At 47.8% G+C, this 22,486-nt stretch carries 23 protein-coding genes; 15 read left to right on the top strand and 8 right to left on the bottom strand.

The genetic code is table 11. From position 1 onward, the window contains the following. The first annotated feature begins 25 nt into the window (after positions 1 to 25). Genes rpsK through rplQ form a run of 4 tightly spaced genes read left to right on the top strand, consistent with a single transcriptional unit; the run spans position 26 to position 2,493 of the window. The gene (gene rpsK, locus ACINK7_RS18335; RefSeq protein ID WP_014149751.1) at positions 26 to 412 is read left to right on the top strand and encodes a 30S ribosomal protein S11; all 387 of its coding nucleotides are present in this window, start codon (positions 26 to 28) and stop codon (positions 410 to 412) included. Between the two features lie 18 nt (positions 413 to 430). After that, on the top strand, positions 431 to 1,051 hold the full coding sequence (rpsD, locus tag ACINK7_RS18330; protein WP_404357521.1) for a 30S ribosomal protein S4: 621 nt from the start codon (positions 431 to 433) through the stop codon (positions 1,049 to 1,051). A 24-nt stretch (positions 1,052 to 1,075) separates the two neighbouring features. After that, positions 1,076 to 2,086, top strand: coding sequence for a DNA-directed RNA polymerase subunit alpha (locus ACINK7_RS18325; RefSeq protein WP_014149749.1), 1,011 nt, complete (start codon positions 1,076 to 1,078; stop codon positions 2,084 to 2,086). 26 nt (positions 2,087 to 2,112) lie between these two features. Then, entirely contained in the window at positions 2,113 to 2,493 is a 381-nt protein-coding gene (gene rplQ, locus ACINK7_RS18320; RefSeq protein WP_404357519.1) for a 50S ribosomal protein L17, read from the top strand. A 486-nt stretch (positions 2,494 to 2,979) separates the two neighbouring features. On the opposite strand, the gene fdxA is transcribed toward rplQ, so the two are convergent. From fdxA to ACINK7_RS18305, 3 genes are all read right to left on the bottom strand, one after another. Then, positions 2,980 to 3,303, bottom strand: coding sequence for a ferredoxin FdxA (gene fdxA, locus ACINK7_RS18315; protein ID WP_404357518.1), 324 nt, complete (start codon positions 3,301 to 3,303; stop codon positions 2,980 to 2,982). Between the two features lie 590 nt (positions 3,304 to 3,893). After that, complete coding sequence (locus ACINK7_RS18310) at positions 3,894 to 4,559, bottom strand: tetratricopeptide repeat protein (RefSeq protein WP_404357516.1); 666 nt, start codon at positions 4,557 to 4,559, stop codon at positions 3,894 to 3,896. A gap of 60 nt (positions 4,560 to 4,619) precedes the next feature. Then, positions 4,620 to 5,090, bottom strand: coding sequence for a CYTH domain-containing protein (locus ACINK7_RS18305; RefSeq protein WP_404357514.1), 471 nt, complete (start codon positions 5,088 to 5,090; stop codon positions 4,620 to 4,622). A gap of 475 nt (positions 5,091 to 5,565) precedes the next feature. On the opposite strand from ACINK7_RS18305, the gene sodB reads away from it, so the two are divergent. Continuing rightward, the gene (sodB, locus tag ACINK7_RS18300) at positions 5,566 to 6,147 is read left to right on the top strand and encodes a superoxide dismutase [Fe] (RefSeq protein WP_404357512.1); all 582 of its coding nucleotides are present in this window, start codon (positions 5,566 to 5,568) and stop codon (positions 6,145 to 6,147) included. 322 nt (positions 6,148 to 6,469) lie between these two features. On the opposite strand, the gene ACINK7_RS18295 is transcribed toward sodB, so the two are convergent. Further along, positions 6,470 to 7,165, bottom strand: coding sequence for an ABC transporter permease (locus ACINK7_RS18295; RefSeq protein ID WP_404357510.1), 696 nt, complete (start codon positions 7,163 to 7,165; stop codon positions 6,470 to 6,472). A gap of 200 nt (positions 7,166 to 7,365) precedes the next feature. Next, complete coding sequence (gene moaC / locus ACINK7_RS18290) at positions 7,366 to 7,842, bottom strand: cyclic pyranopterin monophosphate synthase MoaC (RefSeq protein ID WP_404357508.1); 477 nt, start codon at positions 7,840 to 7,842, stop codon at positions 7,366 to 7,368. Positions 7,843 to 7,914: 72 nt separating this feature from the next. Here moaC and moaD point away from each other — a divergent pair, with 72 nt between their 5' ends. The 3 genes from moaD (at position 7,915) to ACINK7_RS18275 (ending at position 9,799) form a co-directional block, all read left to right on the top strand. Next, positions 7,915 to 8,148, top strand: coding sequence for a molybdopterin converting factor subunit 1 (gene moaD, locus ACINK7_RS18285; protein ID WP_404357507.1), 234 nt, complete (start codon positions 7,915 to 7,917; stop codon positions 8,146 to 8,148). Between the two features lie 6 nt (positions 8,149 to 8,154). After that, a complete protein-coding gene (locus ACINK7_RS18280; RefSeq protein WP_404357505.1) occupies positions 8,155 to 8,634 on the top strand; it encodes a molybdenum cofactor biosynthesis protein MoaE in 480 nt (159 codons plus the stop codon). 367 nt (positions 8,635 to 9,001) lie between these two features. Further along, positions 9,002 to 9,799, top strand: a complete 798-nt coding sequence (locus tag ACINK7_RS18275) for a DUF2797 domain-containing protein (protein WP_404357503.1) — start codon at positions 9,002 to 9,004, stop codon at positions 9,797 to 9,799. Here ACINK7_RS18275 and ACINK7_RS18270 read toward each other — a convergent pair. After that, positions 9,796 to 10,650 carry an oxaloacetate decarboxylase gene (locus tag ACINK7_RS18270; RefSeq protein ID WP_404357501.1) on the bottom strand — a complete coding sequence of 285 codons (855 nt, stop codon included), beginning with the start codon at positions 10,648 to 10,650 and terminating at the stop codon, positions 9,796 to 9,798. The genes ACINK7_RS18275 and ACINK7_RS18270 overlap by 4 nt on opposite strands. Positions 10,651 to 11,286: 636 nt before the next feature. Here ACINK7_RS18270 and ACINK7_RS18265 point away from each other — a divergent pair. The 7 genes from ACINK7_RS18265 to rimI all read left to right on the top strand — a co-directional run bounded on the left by ACINK7_RS18265 (position 11,287) and on the right by rimI (position 18,985). Beyond that, complete coding sequence (locus ACINK7_RS18265) at positions 11,287 to 13,023, top strand: acetolactate synthase 3 large subunit (RefSeq protein WP_404361475.1); 1,737 nt, start codon at positions 11,287 to 11,289, stop codon at positions 13,021 to 13,023. Then, positions 13,023 to 13,514: an acetolactate synthase small subunit gene (gene ilvN, locus ACINK7_RS18260; protein ID WP_404357499.1), complete on the top strand. Its 492-nt coding sequence runs from the start codon at positions 13,023 to 13,025 to the stop codon at positions 13,512 to 13,514. Before ACINK7_RS18265 ends, ilvN begins: the two co-directional genes overlap by 1 nt. A gap of 43 nt (positions 13,515 to 13,557) precedes the next feature. Beyond that, positions 13,558 to 14,574: a ketol-acid reductoisomerase gene (gene ilvC / locus ACINK7_RS18255; protein ID WP_341326260.1), complete on the top strand. Its 1,017-nt coding sequence runs from the start codon at positions 13,558 to 13,560 to the stop codon at positions 14,572 to 14,574. A gap of 313 nt (positions 14,575 to 14,887) precedes the next feature. Further along, on the top strand, positions 14,888 to 15,628 hold the full coding sequence (gene pssA, locus ACINK7_RS18250) for a CDP-diacylglycerol--serine O-phosphatidyltransferase (protein ID WP_404357497.1): 741 nt from the start codon (positions 14,888 to 14,890) through the stop codon (positions 15,626 to 15,628). A gap of 419 nt (positions 15,629 to 16,047) precedes the next feature. After that, positions 16,048 to 17,592, top strand: a complete 1,545-nt coding sequence (locus tag ACINK7_RS18245; protein ID WP_404357496.1) for a 2-isopropylmalate synthase — start codon at positions 16,048 to 16,050, stop codon at positions 17,590 to 17,592. A 56-nt stretch (positions 17,593 to 17,648) separates the two neighbouring features. Then, a complete protein-coding gene (locus ACINK7_RS18240; protein ID WP_404357494.1) occupies positions 17,649 to 18,437 on the top strand; it encodes a uracil-DNA glycosylase family protein in 789 nt (262 codons plus the stop codon). Positions 18,438 to 18,439: 2 nt separating this feature from the next. After that, entirely contained in the window at positions 18,440 to 18,985 is a 546-nt protein-coding gene (gene rimI / locus ACINK7_RS18235; RefSeq protein WP_404357492.1) for a ribosomal protein S18-alanine N-acetyltransferase, read from the top strand. A 536-nt stretch (positions 18,986 to 19,521) separates the two neighbouring features. On the opposite strand, the gene ACINK7_RS18230 is transcribed toward rimI, so the two are convergent. Together ACINK7_RS18230 and ACINK7_RS18225 are read right to left on the bottom strand one after the other, a co-directional pair. Then, positions 19,522 to 21,657 carry a YgiQ family radical SAM protein gene (locus tag ACINK7_RS18230; RefSeq protein ID WP_404357490.1) on the bottom strand — a complete coding sequence of 712 codons (2,136 nt, stop codon included), beginning with the start codon at positions 21,655 to 21,657 and terminating at the stop codon, positions 19,522 to 19,524. After that, complete coding sequence (locus tag ACINK7_RS18225) at positions 21,654 to 22,457, bottom strand: spermine synthase (protein WP_404357488.1); 804 nt, start codon at positions 22,455 to 22,457, stop codon at positions 21,654 to 21,656. Before ACINK7_RS18225 ends, ACINK7_RS18230 begins: the two co-directional genes overlap by 4 nt. Between the last annotated feature and the right edge of the window lie 29 nt (positions 22,458 to 22,486).

The following is a 22,486-nucleotide window of genomic DNA, read 5'->3' as shown; positions in this document are numbered from 1 at the left end:
AGATATTTCGATAAGAGGTTCATAAATGGCAAGTCCAAATCGTGCGCGTAAACGCATAAAAAAAGAAATAGCGGATGGCATTGCGCATGTGCATGCCTCCTTTAATAATACCATCGTTACAATTACCGATAGAAAAGGTAATGCGCTCTCTTGGGCAACGTCCGGTGGTTCAGGTTTTAGGGGTTCAAGAAAAAGTACTCCTTTTGCTGCTCAAGTAGCTGCCGAAAGAGCTGGTTCGGTCGCATTAGAATATGGAATGAAGAACCTAGATGTGATGGTTAAGGGTCCTGGTCCTGGTAGAGAATCCGCCGTTCGTTCATTGAGTAACTTGGGTTTCAAAATCAGCAATATCATTGATGTGACGCCAATCCCTCATAACGGTTGCCGTCCACCTAAAAAACGCCGCGTTTAAGTTCTGGAGTAGTTTGTTATGGCAAGATATCTTGGCCCTACGTGTAAATTAAGCCGTAGAGAAGGGACCGATCTTTTTTTAAAAAGTAGAGGCAAGTCGTTAGATGGCAAGTGTAAGCTTGACCAGCGGCCTGGACAGCACGGTACTAAGCGTACAAGAAGTTCTGATTATGCATTGCAGTTGCGTGCAAAACAAAGAATTAGAAGAATATACGGCGTACTGGAAAAGCAATTTAGAAATTATTATAAAGTTGCCGATTTAAAGAAAGGTGCAACGGGCGAAAATCTACTAAACCTTCTCGAATCGAGACTTGATAACGTAGTTTATCGAATGGGTTTTGCTGCTACCAGAGCTGAGGCTCGTCAGTTAGTTAGTCACAAATCGATTCTTGTCAACGACTCGTTAGTTAATATCCCTTCCTATCAGGTTCAACCTGGTGATGTGATCGGCATCAGGGAAAAAGCAAAAAAACAACAAAGAATTATCGATGCGTTAACTGTCACTGAGCAATACGGATTCCCAAATTGGGTTGATGTTAATAGCAAGGACATGGCTGGTACCTTTAAGTCTTTACCTGATCGCGTCGAATTAGGTTCTGATATTAATGAGCAGCTTGTTGTTGAGTTGTACTCGAAATAATAAACCTTAAACTAAGGGATATAAATGCAGAATAGTATTTCCGGCTTATTAAGACCTCGTCTTGTTGAGGTGGTAAGCAAATCCGCTAATCATTCAAGGATTGTAATAGAGCCTCTTGAGCGTGGATTCGGACATTCGCTTGGTAACGCTTTGAGACGGGTGTTATTGTCTTCTATTCCCGGTTGCGCAGTTACAGACATTGAAATTGAAGGTGTACTGCACGAATATACCGCTATTGAGGGCGTTCAAGAAGATGTTATCGATATCATCTTAAACTTAAAAAAGTTAGCAGTCCTTTTGCACTCGAAAGATGATGTTGTATTGACTCTTTCCAAGAGCGGTGTCGGTGTTGTTACAGCTGCAGATATTCAGTTGCCTCACGATGTAGAAATTGTTAATCCTGACTTGGTTATTGCAAATTTGACCCAGGATAAGCAGTTCAATATGAAGATTCGCGTCAGAAGGGGGCGAGGGTATGAGCCGGTAAGTGCGCGAAAACAGCAAACCGATAATCCTATCATCGGTAGTCTGCAGGTCGATGCTTCATATAGTCCGATTATAAAAGTTGCTTATCAAGTTGAGAGTACTCGCGTAGAGCAGAGAACTAATCTCGATAAGTTAATCGTTGAATTGGAGACAAATGGTACTGTTGATCCGGAAGAGACTATAAAGCTAGCGGCAACCATATTGCATGATCAATTATCCGTTTTCGTGGATTTTGAAAAGGTTGCTCCTCCAGTCGATGAAAAAGAAGCGCCTCAAGAAGGTCCGGATATTGATCCTGTTTTGTTGAGACCTGTTGATGATTTAGAATTAACTGTTAGATCGGCAAACTGTTTAAAGGCGGAAAACATTTTTTACATAGGTGACTTGATTCAAAGAACTGAAGTTGAGTTGCTTAAAACCCCGAATTTAGGTAAAAAGTCTCTCACTGAAATCAAAGATGTGCTGGCTTTAAAAGGATTATCTCTAGGGATGCGCTTAGAAAATTGGCCTCCTGATAATCTGATTGATCAAAATCAAAGCAGTTTTTAAAATTATAACTTTAGGTCGTAATTACAATGAGACATCGTAAGTCTGGAAGAAAGTTTAATATGAATAGCAGCCACCGTAAGGCGCTATTCAGCAATATGGTTGGTTCGTTAATTAAGCATGAGCTTATTAAAACTACTTTGCCTAAGGCTAAAGAGTTAAGAAGTTATGCTGAGCCGTTAATCACTTTGTCCAAAGAAGATTCCGTTGCAAAGAGAAGATTGGCGTTCGCTAAATTGCGTGACCGCTCTATAGTAACTAAATTGTTTAATGAATTGGGTCCTCGCTATAAAAATCGTCAAGGTGGGTATTTACGCATTATGAAATGTGGCTTTAGACCCGGCGACTCCGCTCCTATGGCTTATGTAGAGTTAGTTGATCGTCCGATAGCTGGCGAAACTTCTGAATAAATTTACCTGACATATCAGAGCATAAAAAAAGCCGGTTATACTACCGGCTTTTTTTATGCTCTGAGTTTTATGAGCGTTATATGTCTTTCGCAGTTCAATTTTCGGTTGTAAAAGGCGCCGGGGTGAGCGGTTCCTCTCCAGCGCCTAATTTCCATAACCGACTGGCAATGGCTAGCTATCTAACTCCTTTCGATCGAAAAATCGGTTAATGAGCAGTTGAGAGTATCAAGCTTCCGTTCGCCCTGAGTCCTTCGGCTGCGCTCAGGAGAGCTTTGTCGAAGGGTGAACGGTAGTTCGATGCTTTACCAAGCCGGTGAAAAAGTTGTAACCGCTTCATGCTTCGACCTAGCTCGGCGCGAGCGGTCTGCAGCGCATGCCGACTGCTCCTTTTGGGTTTTATCCGTTTACCGAGCGTTGCTAACTTTACATAACGAATAGGGGCATTATTTATGTCCAAATCCTGAGTAGTGGTCCTTTGCTAGCGGGTCATTTTTCCAATAGTTTTGTTTTATCCGGTTTACCGTTCCACTCGTCGGCTTCAGGCAGGGGGTCCTTGACTTCACTAATTACGGGCCATTTCTTTGCGAGATCGGCATTGATTTCGATAAACATTTCTTGCCCATCCGGTAGTTCGTCTTCGGCAAAAATCGCTTCGGCTGGGCATTCGGGTTCACAGAGCGTGCAATCAATACATTCGTCGGGGTCGATAACTAGAAAGTTAGGGCCTTCATGGAAGCAGTCGACGGGGCAAACGTCAACGCAGTCGGTATATTTACATTTAATACAGTTCTCGGTGACTACAAAGGTCATATTGGTTACCAATTGATGTTAATTAAAATTGCGTATTTAAAATGGGCTAATCATATCAGAAAGCAAGTTCTGAATGAATCTCTGGAGATGATAAATATATTCTACAAAATATCGCGGATCCTGTGCTTAAAAAAGGCAATTTCCCAGTTTGAGTGGTTTCGCCGACCTAAGGGAGAAGGGTGTGTGATATGCCTGTCGAGGGCGTCATAAGCCTTGTTGCATCTTAATTGCCAAGATAATTAATCATGGCTAATGGGCTATGGAATTTAGGTAATAGGTGAACATATACCTATCGGAGATCAAAATTCGGCACCGGGGTGCCCGTCAAAGGACGCCGTGAATACGTCCATGTAGGCTCTATGCCAGCTCCATGCTGGCAAAGCCTTTGCCGAGCACCCCGGCGCCTCCTAAGACACTGCCGAAATTTGAAGTGCGAAAGGTATATGCATGTAGGCTTGATGCGCTCTTCCTTAATGCTAGTTGAAGGAGCGAAGGTCCTGGCACCCCTTTAAGCACTGCCGAAATTTGAATTGCGAAACGTAAAATACGAATTTGCAGCAATGGAGTTTGGGGCCCCGTTTCGAAGTAGTCTATAAAGATGCAATCTGTTTTTTTCGCGATTTCGATTCGGTGGTGGCTGTCTTGATCATTATTTGTTTTATTTTTTCTTTAAGAGATGAATCGGCAAATTCTTGTTCTTTGCGTATCGGCCCGTTTAGTGCTGTTTTGAAATACTCAATTGCTTCTTCCGGTTGATCTTTATTCAAGAGATATTGCCCATAGTAAAAGTTGCTTTCTATTCCCTGGGGGTTGATTTGTAGCCCTTTTTTGAGGTATTGCTCGGCTTTTTTATCGTCTCCGAATGCAATTGGCCAGCCGGGTGCTTGATAATAAAGTGAGCCTAATGTAATGAGTGCGGATCCGTCCAGTGTGTCGGGTTTAATGTTTATGGTTTTTATCAGTAGATCCTGTGCCTTATGAATGGCGGCCAACGCATCGATAGGGTTTTGATGTTCAGCTCTAGAGGCAATGATGGTAGCTTGCCAAAACATTAATTCGGGGCTGTCGTGGGTTTGCTTGGCGAATTCTGTGGTTTTATTCAGTAGGCGGGTGTAGGCGTTTTCTTTATCGCGAATTTCTGCGGAAAAGTAAATTGTGGCCCATTCTGCTTCTATTGCGTGAACGATACGGTCAAGCTCGTTAGCGAAGCCTGTGCATGGGAGTAGTAAAAAAACAACAAAAATAAACTTTTTCATGCCGCAAATAATAGGGCAAAAAAATCTCTATTACAATGATATTTATGATTTAAAGTTAATTTAAGTCCATTTTGAAAATGGGTTTAATGATAAATTGTTGTTGTAATAGCGCAAATCATGAGTGACTTCTTGCCCTATCCATTCCGGTTTATTGAAGGATTGATCGGTATTTTGTAACTCAATCTCGGCGACAATGAGCCCTTGGTTTTCCCCTTCGAATTCATCGATTTCCCAGATATGCGGGCTTATCGGTATCAAGTGGCGGGTTTTCTCAATTAGTGGTTTTCTGCATAGATTGTTGATTATTTCCTCTGCATCTTGATAAGGAATTTCGTATTCGTATTCATGGCGAAAATTGCCTATTGTGGCGCTTTTAATGTTGAGCCACGCTTCATTATCACTGATTCTTACGCGAATTGAAGTGTTCTTTTCCGAAGCTAAATAACCTTGTTTGTACTTTGTGGACTTGGTGACCAATTTTCGCCAGTTGTCATTAAGTAATAAAAATTTGTGTTCTATTTCGATTGCCATAATAGGAAGAATGTTATAAGAAAATACGTTTATTGTAGCGTGTTGCGTCTATTGTGGTTGGCCGGTAATGGCAAAATATACCCATCGTACATCAAAATTCGGCGCCGGGGTGTTCGTCAAAGGACGCACTGCTTCACCAAGCTCGCCCCACACCCTTTTTGATCTTCAAATTGGGCATTGCTGTTATGACCGAATCCCTTATGCAATAAAAAATCTATTTTGGTACCATACCTTTTGTTAGTCAGATTTCTGCGCTGGGATGGTGGCCGCACAAGATTTCGCGGGCGCCGATGTTTTCATTAGTCGATGCCGAATGTTTAGAAATGCATGCTCTTTAAATATGCATGTCGGTTCATGCGTGCTTTATTTAATTAGCTGTGAATGATAAAGTATAAATCTTTATTAAATTACTTGGTTTCTTTTTCTGCCCGGCATATTGTCGGTTGTTTTTTTTATTCAAATTTAGGAGAAATACATGGCTTACGAACTTCCTGCATTACCTTATGCAAAAGATGCACTGGCGCCTCATATTTCGGAGGAGACCTTAGAGTTTCATTATGGAAAGCATCATCAAACCTATGTAACAAACCTCAATAATTTGGTTCCCGGTACCGAATTTGACGGATTGCCTCTCGAGGAAATTGTGGTTAAATCGTCTGGCGGTATTTTCAATAATGCGGCGCAAATCTGGAATCACACTTTTTATTGGAATAGCTTGAGCCCTAATGGCGGAGGCGAACCGACCGGCGATCTGGCAAATGCGATTAACAGAGCTTTTGGTTCGTTTGACGAATTTAAAGCGGCTTTTACCAAGTGTGCGGTTACCACCTTCGGATCGGGATGGGCATGGCTGGTAAAAAATAAAGATGGTTCTTTGGCCTTGATTAGTACCAGTAATGCTGGCTGCCCATTGACCGAAGGTCAGACACCTTTATTGACTTGCGATGTATGGGAGCATGCTTACTACATCGATTACCGCAATGCACGTCCAGCATACTTGGAGGCGTTTTGGGCGCTAGTCAATTGGGATTTTGCGTCGGCAAATTACACTGCGTAATAGCGGCAGTATCTATACCCTTCGTAGATCAAAATTCGGCGCTGGGGGTCCGTCAAAGGACGCCGTGAATACGTCCATGTAGGCTCTATGCCAGCATCCCTGCTGGCAAAGCCTTTGCCGCACACCCCAGTGCCTCCTTAGACACTACCGAAATTTGAAGTGCGAAAGGTATATCATTAGATTCGACATCTGCTAGTTGTGTTGTGGTGCTGGGGTTCACGTCGTCCTTTGATGAGGATGAGCGCCCCGGCGCCGAAATTTGACTAGAAAAGTTTATTAACGGTAAAGGGCCCCAATTGCAGTTACAGTGGTTGGGGCTTTTTTATGCGCCGGGTTTGGCAGGCAGTATTTGCAAGGCAAGGTTAATGAAAAAAGCAATCGACAGCAGCAGTATTCCAAGAGCCAATCCCATTTCGAAGTCACCTTTGCCGGTTTCTAATGCAATTGCAGTCGTGATTGTGCGGGTAGCGCCTTGAATATTCCCTCCGAGCATCATCGCGGCGCCAACCTCGCCAATGGCTCGGCCAAAGCCGGTGATGATGGCGGTCAATAAAATAAAACGAAGCTCGCTGATAATCGGGAGTATTTGATCGAAGGGGCCGGCGCCCAGCATTTTTAATGTATTCACTAAACGCCGGTCGGCCGATTGAACGCCAACCATGGCCATGTTCATGATGATCGGAAAAATCAAGCAAGCTTCGCCAATTATTACGGCTGTTTGTGTATAGAGCAGGTCGAGTTCGCCTAATGGTCCGCGGCGATTCAGTAGTCCGTACAATATCAAACCTATCATAACGGTAGGCATTGCTGATAAGGTGTTTAGCAGATGTTGTAGAATACGTTTTCCGTGAAAGTCGCTAACTGTCGCCAATATTCCCAGTATGATCGCGCCAATCCCTGCGGAGACGGTGGCGATAAAGGCAATTTTAAGCGAAGTCCAAACGATGAAAAATATGTCGTGATCGAATTGTATAATGAGCCGGAATGCGGCGGCTAATGCTTCACTAAAATAAGTCATTTAAAAATGAGGTGGCGACTGCGGGAGTGGGTTGTATTATACCTTTCACGCCTTAAATTTCGGCAGTGCCTAAGGAAGCGCCGGGGCGCTCGGTCCCTCACCTAATGCTAGGTGAGGGGCTGGAATAGAGCCTACATGGATGTATCCACGGCGTCCTTTGACGGGTCCTAGGCGCCGAATTTTGATCCACGATGGGTATATCAAGGGCGAAGCCAATCGCCTGACTTGCCGCCGGATTTTTTGAGTAGGCGTACGCCTTGAATGGTCATGCCCCGGTCCACAGCTTTGCACATGTCGTAAACAGTCAGTAACGAGACTTGTATAGCGGTCAAAGCTTCCATTTCGACCCCGGTTTGTCCTCGGGTTTTGACGGTGGTTCGGCAATACACTCGACTTGTGTCATTTTCGATTTCAAGGTTGACTTCGACGTGCGAAATAGGCAACGGATGGCATAATGGAACAAGGTCGGCAGTCTTTTTGCTGGCCATGATGCCCGCGATCCTGGCAATACCCAGTACATCGCCTTTTTTATGCGTCCCTTGCTCGATGAGTGCTAGTGTCGTCGGGTTCATTTCAATATAGCCCTCGGCGATAGCGACTCTTTCGGTTATATCCTTATTGCCGACATCTACCATGTGGGCTTCGCCGGATTGGTTAAAATGGGTCAGTTGGGTCATAGAGTTTAAATGAGATGATTAAATGGTTATGTGTCTTTATTATCTTATCTTTTCAGTGTAGCGTGAATGATTATGTCAGTTAAAGTTCGTTATTTTGCCAGTTTAAAGGATAGTATCGGTCGCTCCGAAGATCTGGTTGATGTGAACGGTATAGTGACGGTGGCGGAAATTTGGGCGATGGCCAATGCTAACCGGCCGATGTCGGACAATATATTGGCCGCGGTAAACATGGAATATGTCGATATTGAGCATACGGTTCAAAACGGCGATGAAGTGGCTTTTTTTCCGCCGGTTACGGGAGGCTGAGACGATATGATCAAAATTAGTGCCGATTTATTCGATCCGTGGCATGAGGTCGTAGTGTACCAAGATTCGGCGAAGCATTGGGCCGGTAAGTTTGGAGCGACCAATGTGTTCGTCGGGACGATGCGCGATTTTAATGATGGTGATTCGGTAACCGGTATGGTTCTAGAGCACTATCCGGGTATGACCGAAAAGCAATTGGATGATATCGTAAAGCAAGCGATACGCGATTGGCATTTGCTGGATGCCTTGGTCGTGCATCGAGTTGGCGAGATTAAACCGAATGAACCGATTGTGGTGGTCGCGGTTTGGGCTTCGCATCGAGGTGATGCTTTCGACGCGGGTCGTCAGATCATGGAGGCGCTGAAAAATAAAGCGCCGTTCTGGAAAAAAGAGCGACTGCAAAATGGCGGCGAACGATGGGTTGAACACAACACCGATGGTTATTTGCGCTCTTCGACAAACGATATGTCGGCGTTTTCGGATTGAGTAGGACGCGGTTTAACTTACCCGCTCCGTACGAAGCATATCAGCTCTATTTTAAGCAACTTATTAGTTTATTGGAAAATACTACTCCCTTTATACTCAAAAAATGGTTAACTTTATGAAGGTATGGGGTGTGGCTAGCGAGGATGTCGGCAGCAGGGAACGCTGCCGTCAAACACCCATGGACGGGTTTACCCAGCACCTAAATTCCATAGTCCATTGGCTATGGTTAACTATCTGGGATAATTTAGGTGCTGGGTGAACGGCGGTCCTCGATAGACATATCCCATGTCTTTTTATTCTTAGACGGTTTTTTCAATCAAAAGGGAGTAGGTCGGGGGAATAATTAGTGTTAGGTTTTTTAACGAAAATGCAAGCAGAATTAGGCGAGTCGGTTAGTTATCGGTTGGCTTTAGGCGAGGATGGCATAGATCTGAATCAGTTTATTGGTCGCCCGGTAACCTTGCGCTTTACCGGTAAGATTGCTTGCGTTCATTGCGGAAGGGACACCAAAAAAAGTTTTAGCCAAGGTTATTGTTATCCTTGTTTCGTTTCGCTCGCGCAATGCGATATGTGTATTTTAAAGCCGGAAAAATGTCACTATCATCAAGGTACCTGCCGCGAACCGCAGTGGGGTGAAACATTCTGTTTTCAGCCGCATTATGTTTATTTGGCCAATGCTTCCGGTATCAAAGTCGGTATAACACGGCAAACCCAAATTCCGACACGGTGGATCGATCAAGGCGCTATACAGGCATTGCCTATAATGAAAGTGGCCTCGCGCTATGTGTCAGGGTTGGTCGAAGTCGCAATTGGTCGATATGTCAGCGATAAAACCAGTTGGCAGCAAATGCTCAAAAACAATACAACGCCGGCTGATTTATGCGCTAAGCGCGATGAGCTTTTGGCATTGTGTCGGGGAGAGTTGAGTGATATTACCGCGCGCTTCGGTGATAGTGCGATCGAATATCTACCGAATGCCGAGCCGGTCGATATCGCTTATCCGGTCCAACGTTATCCGGTTAAGGTCAAATCTTTTAATTTTGATAAGCAAGCCGAGGTCGGAGGGGTTTTGGAAGGGATAAAAGGTCAATATTTGTTATTTGATACCGGCGTCATCAATGTTCGAAAATTTTCAGGTTATCAGGTCGAATTTTGGGCGGACTAAAAGCGATAACGCTTTTCTTCCCGGTAGTAGTCTTCGAATCCGACGGTTTCGGTCAATTCCTTGAAACTCAGTGTTTTCGGTGTGTTTTGGCCGGTTTTGAGTCCATGCAGCGCGTTTTGCATCGCGACAATCGAGGCATTGAGTAGTGTCAATGGATAAACGGCAATTTTATAACCCATCGCTTCGAGTTGCTCGTGGGGCAATAGCGGTGTTTTTCCGTTTTCGATCAAATTAGCAACTTTGTGTCCCGGTACTTCGGCGCAATAGCGGCGCATTTCTTGTTCGCTTTCCGGAGCTTCCAGAAAATTGATATCGGCACCGATTTCGTGAAATAGATTTGCGCGCCGGATCGCTTCGTCTAGGTCGTGGGTGGCTCGGGCGTCGGTTCGAGCCATGATCAATATGTCGGCACCTTCATTGCGGGCGTCTACGGCTGCTTGTATCCGCATTGCAGCTTCGTCGCGTCCGACAACCGATTTGCCTCGGGTATGTCCGCAGCGTTTGGGAGCGATTTGATCTTCCAGCATAATGCAGGCAAAACCGGCTTGAGCATAACCTTGTACGGTTCTCTTGATGTTGAGCGCGTTTCCGAAACCGGTATCGCCATCGCCCCAGATCGGGATCGACACGGCATTGCAAATATTACGTCCCTGGTCAAGCAATTCGGCATAAGATATCAGGCCTGTATCCGGCAGGCCGAGGCGGTCGGCCGAAACCGCAAAACCGCTCATAAAGGCCGTGCTAAAACCGGCTTTTTCACATAGCTTCGCAGATAATGCATCATGACAGCCCGGCATCACGATAATTCCGGGGCGGGCGAGTAACAGGCGTAATTTTTCGGCGGCGTTCATTGGCGTTGTTCAAATTTGGACAGAGGTTTTAGTAAGTCGGTTTCAGTAGTACTGCTGGAATCAGCAATTCCCAGTTTGAGCGTTCTCGCTGGATTTAGGGTGTGGGGTATCCCTGTCGAGGAACGCCGTGAGCCCATCCATGGGGGCTTGACGGCAGCTAAGCGCCAAGGATGGCGTGTATTAGGCACCAACAGTAGGCTCTTTAGGCAATGCAGGGCAGAAAAATGCTCCTGCATTTTCTGCGTTCCTTACATCCTTGTAACTCAGCAATTGCCGAGGAGCAAAAATCTGCCCCTGCTGCCGACATCCTCGCACATCCTCGCCAAGCATACCCCACACCCTGTTTGCTCCCCAAATTGGGAATTGCTGTTGCTGGAATGGTCTCCAAGCTTTTCCGGCGGATATCCGATATGATGGGCTGTGGGTTGTTGAATTCGATGCATGAATTACGCGCTTTATAACCTATTGATTGTGTCATGTTTAGCGGTGCAGCTCATGTCATCAAAGTCTTGATTTGTCTTGACGAACAAGTGCAAAACCAGTAGTTTATCTAACCTTTTTTTAAAATAAAACCAAGCGATTCAGTCATGAATGGGTTTTATTGATCACCTGATAGTTAATGCAGAGGGTAATAGTGTGGAGCTAAACGGCGCACAAATTTTGGTTCAAAGTCTCAAAGACGAAGGAGTGGAGTATATATTCGGCTATCCTGGCGGAGCAGTGCTGCATATCTACGACGCTATTTTTCAACAAGACGACGTTAAGCATATTCTGGTGCGCCATGAACAAGGCGCCACTCATGCCGCGGATGCCTATGCGCGCGCGACCGGAAAAACGGGAGTCGTTTTAGTGACTTCCGGTCCGGGAGCTACAAACGCGGTAACCGGTATTGCGACCGCTTATATGGACTCAATTCCAATGGTGGTGATCTCAGGGCAGGTGCCGTCGCCGGTCATCGGTAGCGATGCATTTCAAGAAGTCGACATGGTGGGAATTAGTCGCCCGTGCGTCAAGCACAACTTTTTGGTCAAAGACGTTACCAAGTTGGCTGAAACCATTAAAAAAGCTTTTTATGTCGCATCGACCGGGCGCCCCGGTCCTGTGGTTGTCGACGTGCCGAAAGATATTACCGACCCTAGTATCAAAGTGCCTTATAAGTATCCGCGTAAAGTCATTATGCGTTCTTACAATCCCGCCGTCGAAGGGCATAAAGGCCAAATCAAGAAAGCAGTCGAGTTGCTCTTGTCTGCTCAGCGTCCGATGATTTATTCGGGTGGTGGAGTGATCCTCGGCGAAGCAAGTCGGGAATTGATCGAGTTGACTCGAACACTGGGTTACCCGATTACCAATACGCTAATGGGTTTAGGTGCCTATCCTGCCACCGATAAGCAATTCATCGGAATGTTGGGTATGCATGGCACCTACGAGGCGAATATGGGCATGCATGAGAGCGATGTGATTCTTGCCGTCGGCGCACGTTTCGATGACCGGGTTACCGGCAAATTAGCCGAATTTTGTCCTTACGCCAAAATTATTCATATCGACGTCGACCCGGCATCAATATCGAAAACCGTCAAAGTCGATATACCGATCGTTGGGCAAGTCAAACCCGTTTTGACGCAAATAATCGAGCAGGTCAAAGAGAGCAAAAAGCAGCCATCCAAAAAAGCCTTGGCTGCATGGTGGGAGCAAATCGACAAATGGCGCTCAGTGCAATGTTTGGAATATGATCGCGAAAGTTCGTTGATCAAGCCGCAGTATGTTATCGAGCAGCTTTACGAAGTAACGAAAGGCGATGCTTACATTACTTCGGATGTCGGTCAGCATCAAATGTATGCAGCCCAGTACTACCATTTCGATAAGCCTCGTCGCTGGATCAATTCGGGCGGATTGGGTACGATGGGCTTCGGTTTGCCGGCTGCGATCGGCGTTAAATTGGCGTTTCCGGAAGCGGATGTCGCTTGCGTGACCGGTGAAGCCAGTATTCAAATGTGCATACAAGAGCTGTCGACTGCGCTGCAGTATAAAACGCCGGTCAAGATCATTAATTTGAATAATCGCTACATGGGTATGGTGCGGCAATGGCAGGAGTTTTCTTATCAAAGCCGTTATTCGCATTCTTACATGGATACCTTGCCCGACTTCGTTAAACTAGCCGAGGCTTATGGTCATGTCGGCATGCTGGTCGAAAACAAAGCCGATTTGCGCTCCGCTCTGGAAGAGGCGTTCGCGATGAAAGATAGAACCGTATTTATGGACATCATTACCGACCGCACAGAAAACGTTTACCCAATGATAGAGTCCGGTAAGGGGCATCACGATATGAAATTGCGGGTTGCCCCAGGTACACCGACGGACAGGGAGTTGGCATAATGAGGCATATAATCTCAATTTTAATTGAAAATGAAGCCGGCGCATTATCGAGAGTCGCCGGGCTTTTTTCGGCGCGCGGCTACAACATCGAATCGTTGACCGTCGCGCCGACCGAAGACTCGAGTCTGTCGCGCATGACTCTGGTAACGCGAGGCAATGATGATATCATCGAGCAAATCACAAAGCAGCTCAATAAGTTGGTCGATGTCGTGAAACTAATCGATTTGGCGGAATCGGCGCATATCGAACGCGAATTGATGATGGTTAAGGTCAAAACCAGCGAAGCTACGCGCGCCGAAATTAAACGTATCGCCGATATATTTCGCGGTCGAATAATCGATGTAACACCGACGACTTTCGTGATCGAAATGACCGGAACATCGGATAAATTGGACGCCTTCGTCAAGTCAATCGATGAAACGACTATCATCGAAGTGGTCCGGTCGGGCGCTACCGGAATATGCCGGGGCGAAAAAGGGCTGCATCTCTAGAATTCAAAGCAAACATTATTCATAAAACAAAACGAGAAAACACATGCAAGTTTATTACGATAAAGACGCCGATCTTTCGATCATTAAAAGTAAAAAAGTAGCGATCATCGGCTATGGTTCTCAAGGTCATGCGCATGCCAACAATTTAAAAGACTCGGGTGTCGATGTCGTCGTAGGTCTGCGCGCGGGTTCTCCCTCGGTAGCCAAGGCCGAAGCTTCAGGCTTGACGGTTAAATCGGTTCCTGAAGCAGTGTCGAGCGCCGATGTCGTGATGATCCTGACGCCGGATGAATTCCAAGCGCAATTATACAAAGCGGAAATCGAACCGAATCTGAAACAAGGGGCAGCCTTGGCATTCGCGCACGGCTTTTCGATTTTATATAATCAAATCGTACCGCGTGCCGACCTCGATGTGATTATGATTGCTCCGAAAGCTCCAGGTCATACGGTGCGTTCCGAATTCGTCCGCGGTGGCGGTATTCCCGATTTAATCGCGATTCAGCAGGATGCCTCTGGTACCGCAAAGAGTATTTGTTTGTCTTACGCTTCGGCGATCGGCGGCGGTCGTTCCGGCATCATCGAAACCACCTTCCGTGATGAAACCGAAACCGATTTGTTCGGCGAGCAAGCCGTATTGTGCGGTGGTGCAGTTGAGTTAGTCAAAGCCGGGTTCGAGACACTGGTTGAAGCCGGGTACGAACCGGAAATGGCATACTTCGAGTGTTTGCACGAATTGAAATTGATCGTCGATCTGATGTACGAAGGCGGTATTGCGAACATGAACTATTCGATTTCTAACAACGCCGAATACGGCGAGTACGTGACCGGTCCTAAAGTCATCAACGAAGAAAGCCGTTACGCCATGCGCGAGGCGTTGGAGAACATTCAAAAAGGCGAATACGCGAAAAGATTCATCATGGAAGGCATGACCGGTTATCCGGAAATGACGGCAAGACGTCGCCTAAATGCCGAGCATCCGATCGAAATCGTCGGTGAAAAACTTCGCAGCATGATGCCATGGATTAGTGCCAACAAAATCGTCGATAAGTCGAAAAACTAATCGGATAACTTCTCCGGGTCATGCGAGAGCGGCTTTTTTGCCGCTCTCGCATTTTAGAATTCGCGGGGTCGCGTTTTCAAGTAACTGACGCGCTCTTTTGTCTGGTAGCGTATTTAATTCATGTCCATCCCTTAATGACTTTGGCTCTAAATGAGATGAGCACCCACGTATGAGTTTAGCCATTGCGTGGCACAGATGATTCGTCTCCGAATCCGATTTCCAAGTCGCTATTAATTCATGAGTACTTTTTCGGCTCATTGTATAATCTGCGGCATTGTTTTATTGCAAATGTTGCAACAGTAGATGAAAAATTATGACGCCTGAAAAATCTTCCACGCCCCGCCGCCGCGGTATTTATTTATTACCCAATTTGTTTACGACAGGTGCGTTGTTTGCCGGTTTTTACGCGATTACATCGGCAATGGGCGGGCGATACGAAACCGCAGCCGTGGCGATTTTTGCCGCCATGATTTTGGATGGGCTCGATGGGCGCGTAGCGCGTTTGACAAATACCCAAAGCAAATTCGGTGTTGAATACGATAGCTTATCCGATATGATCTCGTTTGGCGCGGCTCCGGCCTTGGTCATGTACCTCTGGGCGTTTTCCAGCTTGGGTAAGCTAGGCCTGTTTGCGGCATTCGTGCACATGGCCGGCGGCGCATTGAGATTGGCACGTTTCAATGCGCAAGTCGAAACCGACGACAAACGCTATTTCCAAGGCCTGCCGAGTCCCGCCGCCGCCGCGATATTGGCCGGCTTTATCTGGATTTCGATCGAATACGATTATGATATCGATACGCTAAAATATGCGGCCTTAATTTTGACGATCGCAACCGGCTTACTAATGGTTAGTAATTTTCGTTATTTCAGTTTCAAAGGGATAGATTGGAAGGGTAAGGTGCCGTTTGTCGTCGCGATTGCCGTGATGTTGGGCGTTGCATTTGTGATGGCGCAGCCGCAAATCATGTTGTTTTTGTTGTCTTTAGGGTATGCGATTTCCGGACCGGTTTTTACCTTGGTCATGCGTCGCCGCAGACTTCATAGAAAGGCTTAGGATTTCGCGAAAAATAACTTCTTGGAGTTATGAGCTTTATCGAGGGTTCGGTAACTCGCCTGGCAGGACGCCGTGAATACGTCCTTGTAGGCTTGACGGCGGCTTTCCCTGCCGCCGACACCTGCCAATCGAGCAACCGAACCCTCCAAAAATAGGGAAGTTATTTATGACCAAATCCTTAACAAATTTCTTGAGGCAAAAAACACAATCGCGTATAGTCCAACTCATGAAATCCCACTTCTATATTACCGCCAGCAATTCAACAAGCACCGTTTTCGGCGCTGTTTTTCCGGCGCCGTTCAAACCAACTCTTCTTTTCCTGCTGCCCTAGCGGGCACATACTTTATTTCTCCCCCGTTATACACAATCCTTACTAATCAGTTTTCTTAACATCAAATTTCTTGATGAACGGAGTTCTCATGAAAGACAAATTAATTATTTTTGATACGACTTTGCGCGATGGCGAGCAGAGTCCGGGGGCGTCGATGACGCGTGATGAAAAAGTCCGAATTGCAAAAGCGCTGGAAAGAATGAAAGTCGATGTGATCGAAGCGGGGTTTCCTGCCGCGAGTCCGGGCGATTTCGAAGCGGTCGAAGCGGTTGCGAAAGCGGTCAAAACCAGCACTGTTTGCGGTTTGGCGCGGGCATTGGAAAAAGACATTGATAAAGCGGGTATGGCTCTGAAAGCCGCCGAAAGCTCGCGCATTCATACCTTTATCGCAACCTCGCCAATTCATATGCAAATGAAATTGCAGATGCAACCGGAACAAGTGATCGAATTGGCCGTTAAAGCTGTGAAACGCGCACTGCAATATACCGATAACGTCGAATTTTCGCCCGAGGATGCGGGGCGCTCCGAAGAAGATTTTTTGTGCCGGATATTGGAGGCGGTCATTGATGCCGGCGCGACTACACTGAACATACCCGATACGGTCGGTTACAGTGTTCCGCATCAATTCGGCGCGACAATCGGTAACTTGATTCAACGAATACCGAATTCCGATAAGGCGATTTTCTCGGTGCATTGTCACAACGATTTGGGCTTGGCGGTTGCCAATTCTTTAGCGGCGGTGATGAACGGCGCACGCCAGGTCGAATGTACGATCAACGGGCTCGGTGAACGTGCCGGCAATGCTGCGTTGGAAGAGGTCGTGATGGCGGTACGAACGCGCCAAGATGTTTTTCCGTGCGACACGACACTCGATACGACAGAAATCATGACTTGTTCGCGCTTAATCTCGACGATTACCGGTTTTCCGGTGCAACCGAACAAAGCGATCGTCGGTGCTAATGCCTTCGCGCATGAATCTGGTATTCATCAGGACGGCGTGCTGAAAAGCCGTGAAACTTATGAAATCATGCGTGCCGAAGATGTCGGTTGGGCCGCTAACCGCATGGTGCTGGGAAAGCATTCGGGACGCAATGCCTTCAAGACGCGCATGACCGAGCTCGGCTTTGAGTTCACCTCGGAAGCAGAATTGAACGAAGCATTTTTTCGTTTCAAGCAACTGGCCGATAAAAAGCACGAAATTTTCGACGAGGATTTGCAGGCGCTGATTTCCGAAGTCAGTGTCAGCGCCGAGGATGAATACATCAAATTGATCGCATTGAGCGTTTGCTCCGAAACCGGAGAAGTGCCGACGGCGCGGGTTACTTTACGCATCGATAATCAAGAAATGACCGGCAGCTCCTCCGGGAGCGGTGCGGTCGATGCTAGTCTCAAGGCGATTGAAAGCCTGGTTAATACGCACGCCATTTTGGAATTGTATTCGGTCAACAATATTACCAATGGTACCGATTCGCAAGGCGAAGTCACGATTCGCCTCGACAAGGCAGGGCGCATCGTCAATGGCTTGGGCGCCGATACCGACATTGTGATTGCCTCCGCAAAAGCCTATATCAATGCGGTCAATAAATTGCATGCGCCTAACCAGCGTCGGCATCCGCAAAAAGGCGATGTTTAAGCTTCCTTTTCCTATCCGCTCGCGCACTTCCAAAGTGCGCGAGCATACGCCTAACAATGTTGGATACTGAGACTCGACTTCATTACCTAAAAGCGATCGGGATCGATGTTTGGGTTTCCCGGCAAGTACCGGCTAGTTATCGAATAAAATCCGAGGCCAGTGATTTAGCAGCGCCGCAAACGACCGTATCCGTTCTACTCGGTGATGTTCAAAAGACAGCCGCACCGGTTATGCCTGAACAGCCGCTTGTTCCTGAAGTCGAAGCGCAGCCGATATTATCCGATGCTAAACCAACGTGGGCGGATTTACAAAACGAAGTGGCGGCATGCCGACAATGCGCATTATGCGAAAGCCGGACACAAACCGTGTTCGGTAGCGGTTCGGCAAGTTCGGGGTGGATGGTCATCGGCGAAGCGCCGGGAGAAAGCGAGGATCGTCAAGGCGAGCCGTTTGTCGGCAGGGCCGGTCAATTGCTAACCGAAATGCTAAGAGCCATCGGCTTAAAACGCGATGACGTTTTTATTACCAATGTTCTAAAATGCAGGCCGCCGAATAACCGTGATCCTTTAACGACCGAAGTCGAAGCATGTAGCGACTATTTGCATCGGCAAATCGCTTGGCTCAAGCCGAAAATTATTCTGGCGGTCGGGCGCGTTTCCGCGCAAAAGTTGTTGAAAACCGACAAGACCATCGGCCAGCTCAGAGGTACGGTACATTCATTGGACGGCATTCCGCTAATTGTGGTATATCATCCCGCTTATTTGTTAAGGTCGCCGCTAGAAAAGCGCAAAGCCTGGCAGGATCTACAATTGGCCATAGCTACATTTGACGAGATTAAAGGTTGAACATGCGGGAGTTATTACAACGATTTAAAGATATTGTCGTCTACGATGCCGATCGTGAGTTCTATGCAAAAATCTTTCCGGACTCGGTCACTAGAGACGATTTGTTAAGGATGCGGCGTATGACCGGCAAGGACTTAAGCGCCGTCTTGACGATAGAAAATACTAACTACGATTTTCCATGGAGCGAAGGCGTTTTTAAAGACTGCTTCAAAGCCGGTTACAGCTGTTGGGTCTGTGAAGATGTCGATAGAATATTGGGCTATAGCATTGTTTCTGTCGCGGTTGGCGAAGCGCATATTTTGAATATTTCAGTCGCGCCGGAAGAACAGGGACAAGGTATCGGCCGTAAAATGTTGACGCATCTGATCGACGTTGCCAGATGGTACAAAACCGAAACCGTCTTTTTGGAAGTTCGTCCTTCCAATCTTGGCGCCGTTGCGTTATACGAAAAAATGGGCTTTAACGAAATCGGTATCCGCAAGGATTATTACCCCGCCCAAGAAGGGCGGGAAGACGCATTGATGCTAGCTTTGGAGTTGTTTTATTGAAGGGATTTCATTGCCGGTTCCCGTGTGTTCGCTGAATGAATAACCGAGTTCTGCTTCGGAGACGAGGCTGCGATGGGCATCGAACGAAATAGATTTCAACCTAAAAAGAGCAGTTGAGAGCCTCAAACTACCGTTCGCCCTGAGCCCTTCGGCTAGGCTCAGGAGAGCCTTGTCGAAGGGTGAACGATAGTTTGAGGCTTCACCAGGCGGGTGAAAGTGTTGTAGACCCTTCATGCTTCGACTTTACTCAGCACGAACGGTCTACAACACATGGTAACTGCTCTTTTTATGTTCAACGTTTAGGAATATGCGCAAAAACTTCTACAAGTAGTAAGCTTTGCGGCGGCTATCAGATTGCCATGGATGGCATGTATTGGGGCAATGGAGGGCAGAAAAATGTTCCTGCATTTTCTGCATTCGTTACATCCTTGTAACTCAGCAATTGCCGAGGAGCAAAAATCTGCCCTGCCGCCTTACACCTGCCAATCTAGTAACCGATCCCTCCATAAAATAGGGGGACTTTTGATGTCCCAGTCCTAACGAGACTTTGCGGCTCGCCGGCCCGGTTGCTTGCGTTGTTTATTTCCGAAGCCGGTATGCTTGGTTTTAAATCGCAGCGTCTTAGCGGGTGCGGTGTCGACGGTGCCTTTCGGCTGAAACGTCGGTACCAGATGCTTTTTACCGTTGCCGATCAAATCGGCGCGGCCCATGTTTTTCAAAGCCTCGCGCAGCAGCGGCCAGTTTTTCGGATCGTGATAGCGTAAAAAAGCCTTATGCAAACGGCGTTGCTTGACGCTTTTCGGAATCGAAATATCCGGCGCCTTGCGGCCGATCTTGTGCAGCGTGTCCTTGCCGGAGTGATACATCGCGGTCGCGATCGCCATCGGCGACGGCAGAAACGCCTGAACCTGGTCGGCCCTGAAGCCGTTGTGTTTGAGCCAGAGCGCGAGATTCAGCATGTCTTCATCGGTCGTGCCCGGATGCGCGGCGATGAAGTAGGGAATCAGATACTGCTCCTTGCCGGCTTCCTTCGAATACTTATCGAACATTTGTTTGAATCGGTCGTAAGTGCCGATGCCCGGCTTCATCATAAGCGACAACGGACCTTGCTCGGTGTGTTCCGGTGCGATTTTAAGATAGCCTCCGACATGGTGCGTGACCAATTCCTTGACGTATTCCGGCGATTCGACGGCCAAATCGTAGCGCAATCCCGATGCGATGAAGATTTTCTTGATGCCGGGCAGCGCTCGGGCACGCCGGTACAATTTAATTAAATGGGAATGGTCGGTATTCAGATTGTCGCAAATGCCGGGAAAGACGCACGAAGGCTTGCGGCAGGCCGCTTCGATCTTCGGATCCTTGCAGGCCAGTCGGTACATGTTTGCGGTCGGCCCGCCCAGGTCGGAAATGTGTCCGGTGAAATTCGGCGAGGTGTCGCGGATCGCCTCGATCTCACGGATGATCGAATCTTCGGAGCGGCTTTGTATGATGCGCCCCTCGTGTTCGGTGATCGAACAGAATGTGCAGCCGCCGAAGCAGCCGCGCATGATATTGACCGAGTGTTGAATCATCTCGAACGCCGGAATGTTCGCGTCACCGTAACGTTTATGCGGCAGGCGCGAATAGGGGAGGTCGAAGACACCATCCATTTCCTGTGTGCTGAGCGGGATCGGCGGCGGATTGACCCAGAGTAATCGATTGCCGTGCTGTTGAATCAACGCGCGTGCGTTGCCCGGGTTGGTTTCGCCGTGCATCACTCGGGATGCATGGGCGTAAAGAATCGTATCATCCTTGACGGCCTCATAGGCCGGCAGACGAATGACGGTTTGCGCGCGTTTGTCGTTGCCGATGCGTCGCTCGAAACGGATCACATTGCCGGCCGGCTTGCTGTCGCAGGCGGGTTCTTCTTGATAAGGGTTTGCGGGTGGCGCGACATGGCCCGGAATATCGACATCGGTCGAATCTTTTTCGAGCCAGCCTTCGGGAATTTGTTTGACGAAATGCGCGGTGCCGCGAATGAATTGCAAATCGGCAATAGCTTCGCCGTTAGCTAGCCGGTGCGCAATTTCGACGACTTGTCGTTCGGCATTGCCGTAGACTAATAGGTCGGCTTTCGAGTCGAGTAAGACCGATTTTTTGACCTTGTCCGACCAATAATCGTAATGCGAAATTCGGCGTAGGCTCGCCTCGATGCCGCCGATGACGATCGGTACATTCTTAAAAGCTTCGCGGCAGCGGTGCGAATACACGTTGACTGCGCGGTCCGGGCGTTTGCCGGCTTCGCCGCCCGCGGTATAAGCATCGTTAGAGCGGATTTTTTTGTCCGACGTGTAGCGGTTGACCATCGAATCCATGTTGCCGCCGGTCACGCCGAAAAAAAGATTAGGTGCGCCCAGGCGTTTGAAATCTTCCGCGCTAGTCCAGTCCGGCTGCGAAATAATACCGACCCGAAAACCGTGTGCTTCGAGGAGTCTGCCGATCAGCGCCATGCCGAAGCTCGGATGATCGATATAGGCGTCGCCGGTGACTAGAATAACGTCGCACGAATCCCAGCCGAGTTCGTCCATTTCGGCGCGAGTCATCGGTAATTCGGGCGCCGTTCCGAAACGGTGCGCCCAGTATTTGCGGTAGCCGAAAAGATTCGGCGCGCTAGGCATGGCGGGAGCAATCATGGTTTGATAATCCGGTTGAATAAAGTACGGTTGTTACGCTTTAAATCTTGCAAAAAAACGGGGAATTCCAGGTGGTATTTGTTTTCCAGAAGTTGCATGCGGCCTCGAAGTTCTTTTTGAGTCGGCAAGGGCATGGGGTTGTTAAAAGCAAAGCCGATGACATTGCCCCTCCCGCGTACCGGCAGAAACAATAGGCGCCAGTCGAAAACCCTGCCTAAGTGCCAGGCGACATCCTGAAACAGCGCTTTGTCGGTGCCCCATAAATTGATGGCTAGCATGCCGTCCGGATTCAGCAAATTCTTGCAGCCGTCGAAAAACGCTTCGCCGCCGATCGAGTCGGACATGCCTTCATGATCGAACGCATCGATCATCAATAAATCGTAGCTTTCCGATGCCGTTAGACTCTTTTGGCGAATATAGTGCCCGCCGTCGCCGATTTTTATTTTCAGACGCGAATCGAGCGGTAAATCGAAATGGCTACGCGCGATCTTGACGACGCCGCGCCGGTATTCTACGACCTTTATTTTACAGTCTTCGAAGTGTTGCAGTAAAAACTTTGCCAAAGATCCGCCGCCTAAGCCTATCATCAATACATCGCCGGGGGGGTCTTTAAACAACAGCCAGGCCATCATCGCGCGGGCATACAGCGAATGCAATTGGTCCGGATCGGTCAGCAACATACTGCTTTGCCGTGAAGACGAGCCGAAATGTAAGGCGCGGACGCCTTCCGATTCGACGATTTCGATGATGCCTTCTTCATCGAAGCTTTGGTGAACTAATTGTCCCTGGTATTTACGCATTGGGTCGGATAATCCGAAAGATGGAGGCT

Source organism: Methylotuvimicrobium sp. KM1 (assembly GCF_044788715.1).
Classification (GTDB): Bacteria; Pseudomonadota; Gammaproteobacteria; order Methylococcales; family Methylomonadaceae; genus Methylotuvimicrobium.
The sequence above is the reverse complement of the archived record's forward strand: the minus strand, read 5'-3'. Positions and strand labels throughout refer to the sequence as shown.

Coding starts and splice junctions, on each gene's coding strand:
- rpsK (WP_014149751.1), top strand. CDS start 26: ATGGCAAGTCCAAATCGTGCGCGTAAACGCATAAAAAAAGAAATAGCG.
- rpsD (WP_404357521.1), top strand. CDS start 431: ATGGCAAGATATCTTGGCCCTACGTGTAAATTAAGCCGTAGAGAAGGG.
- ACINK7_RS18325 (WP_014149749.1), top strand. CDS start 1,076: ATGCAGAATAGTATTTCCGGCTTATTAAGACCTCGTCTTGTTGAGGTG.
- rplQ (WP_404357519.1), top strand. CDS start 2,113: ATGAGACATCGTAAGTCTGGAAGAAAGTTTAATATGAATAGCAGCCAC.
- fdxA (WP_404357518.1), bottom strand. CDS start 3,303: ATGACCTTTGTAGTCACCGAGAACTGTATTAAATGTAAATATACCGAC.
- ACINK7_RS18310 (WP_404357516.1), bottom strand. CDS start 4,559: ATGAAAAAGTTTATTTTTGTTGTTTTTTTACTACTCCCATGCACAGGC.
- ACINK7_RS18305 (WP_404357514.1), bottom strand. CDS start 5,090: ATGGCAATCGAAATAGAACACAAATTTTTATTACTTAATGACAACTGG.
- sodB (WP_404357512.1), top strand. CDS start 5,566: ATGGCTTACGAACTTCCTGCATTACCTTATGCAAAAGATGCACTGGCG.
- ACINK7_RS18295 (WP_404357510.1), bottom strand. CDS start 7,165: ATGACTTATTTTAGTGAAGCATTAGCCGCCGCATTCCGGCTCATTATA.
- moaC (WP_404357508.1), bottom strand. CDS start 7,842: ATGACCCAACTGACCCATTTTAACCAATCCGGCGAAGCCCACATGGTA.
- moaD (WP_404357507.1), top strand. CDS start 7,915: ATGTCAGTTAAAGTTCGTTATTTTGCCAGTTTAAAGGATAGTATCGGT.
- ACINK7_RS18280 (WP_404357505.1), top strand. CDS start 8,155: ATGATCAAAATTAGTGCCGATTTATTCGATCCGTGGCATGAGGTCGTA.
- ACINK7_RS18275 (WP_404357503.1), top strand. CDS start 9,002: ATGCAAGCAGAATTAGGCGAGTCGGTTAGTTATCGGTTGGCTTTAGGC.
- ACINK7_RS18270 (WP_404357501.1), bottom strand. CDS start 10,650: ATGAACGCCGCCGAAAAATTACGCCTGTTACTCGCCCGCCCCGGAATT.
- ilvN (WP_404357499.1), top strand. CDS start 13,023: ATGAGGCATATAATCTCAATTTTAATTGAAAATGAAGCCGGCGCATTA.
- ilvC (WP_341326260.1), top strand. CDS start 13,558: ATGCAAGTTTATTACGATAAAGACGCCGATCTTTCGATCATTAAAAGT.
- pssA (WP_404357497.1), top strand. CDS start 14,888: ATGACGCCTGAAAAATCTTCCACGCCCCGCCGCCGCGGTATTTATTTA.
- ACINK7_RS18245 (WP_404357496.1), top strand. CDS start 16,048: ATGAAAGACAAATTAATTATTTTTGATACGACTTTGCGCGATGGCGAG.
- ACINK7_RS18240 (WP_404357494.1), top strand. CDS start 17,649: ATGTTGGATACTGAGACTCGACTTCATTACCTAAAAGCGATCGGGATC.
- rimI (WP_404357492.1), top strand. CDS start 18,440: ATGCGGGAGTTATTACAACGATTTAAAGATATTGTCGTCTACGATGCC.
- ACINK7_RS18230 (WP_404357490.1), bottom strand. CDS start 21,657: ATGATTGCTCCCGCCATGCCTAGCGCGCCGAATCTTTTCGGCTACCGC.
- ACINK7_RS18225 (WP_404357488.1), bottom strand. CDS start 22,457: ATGCGTAAATACCAGGGACAATTAGTTCACCAAAGCTTCGATGAAGAA.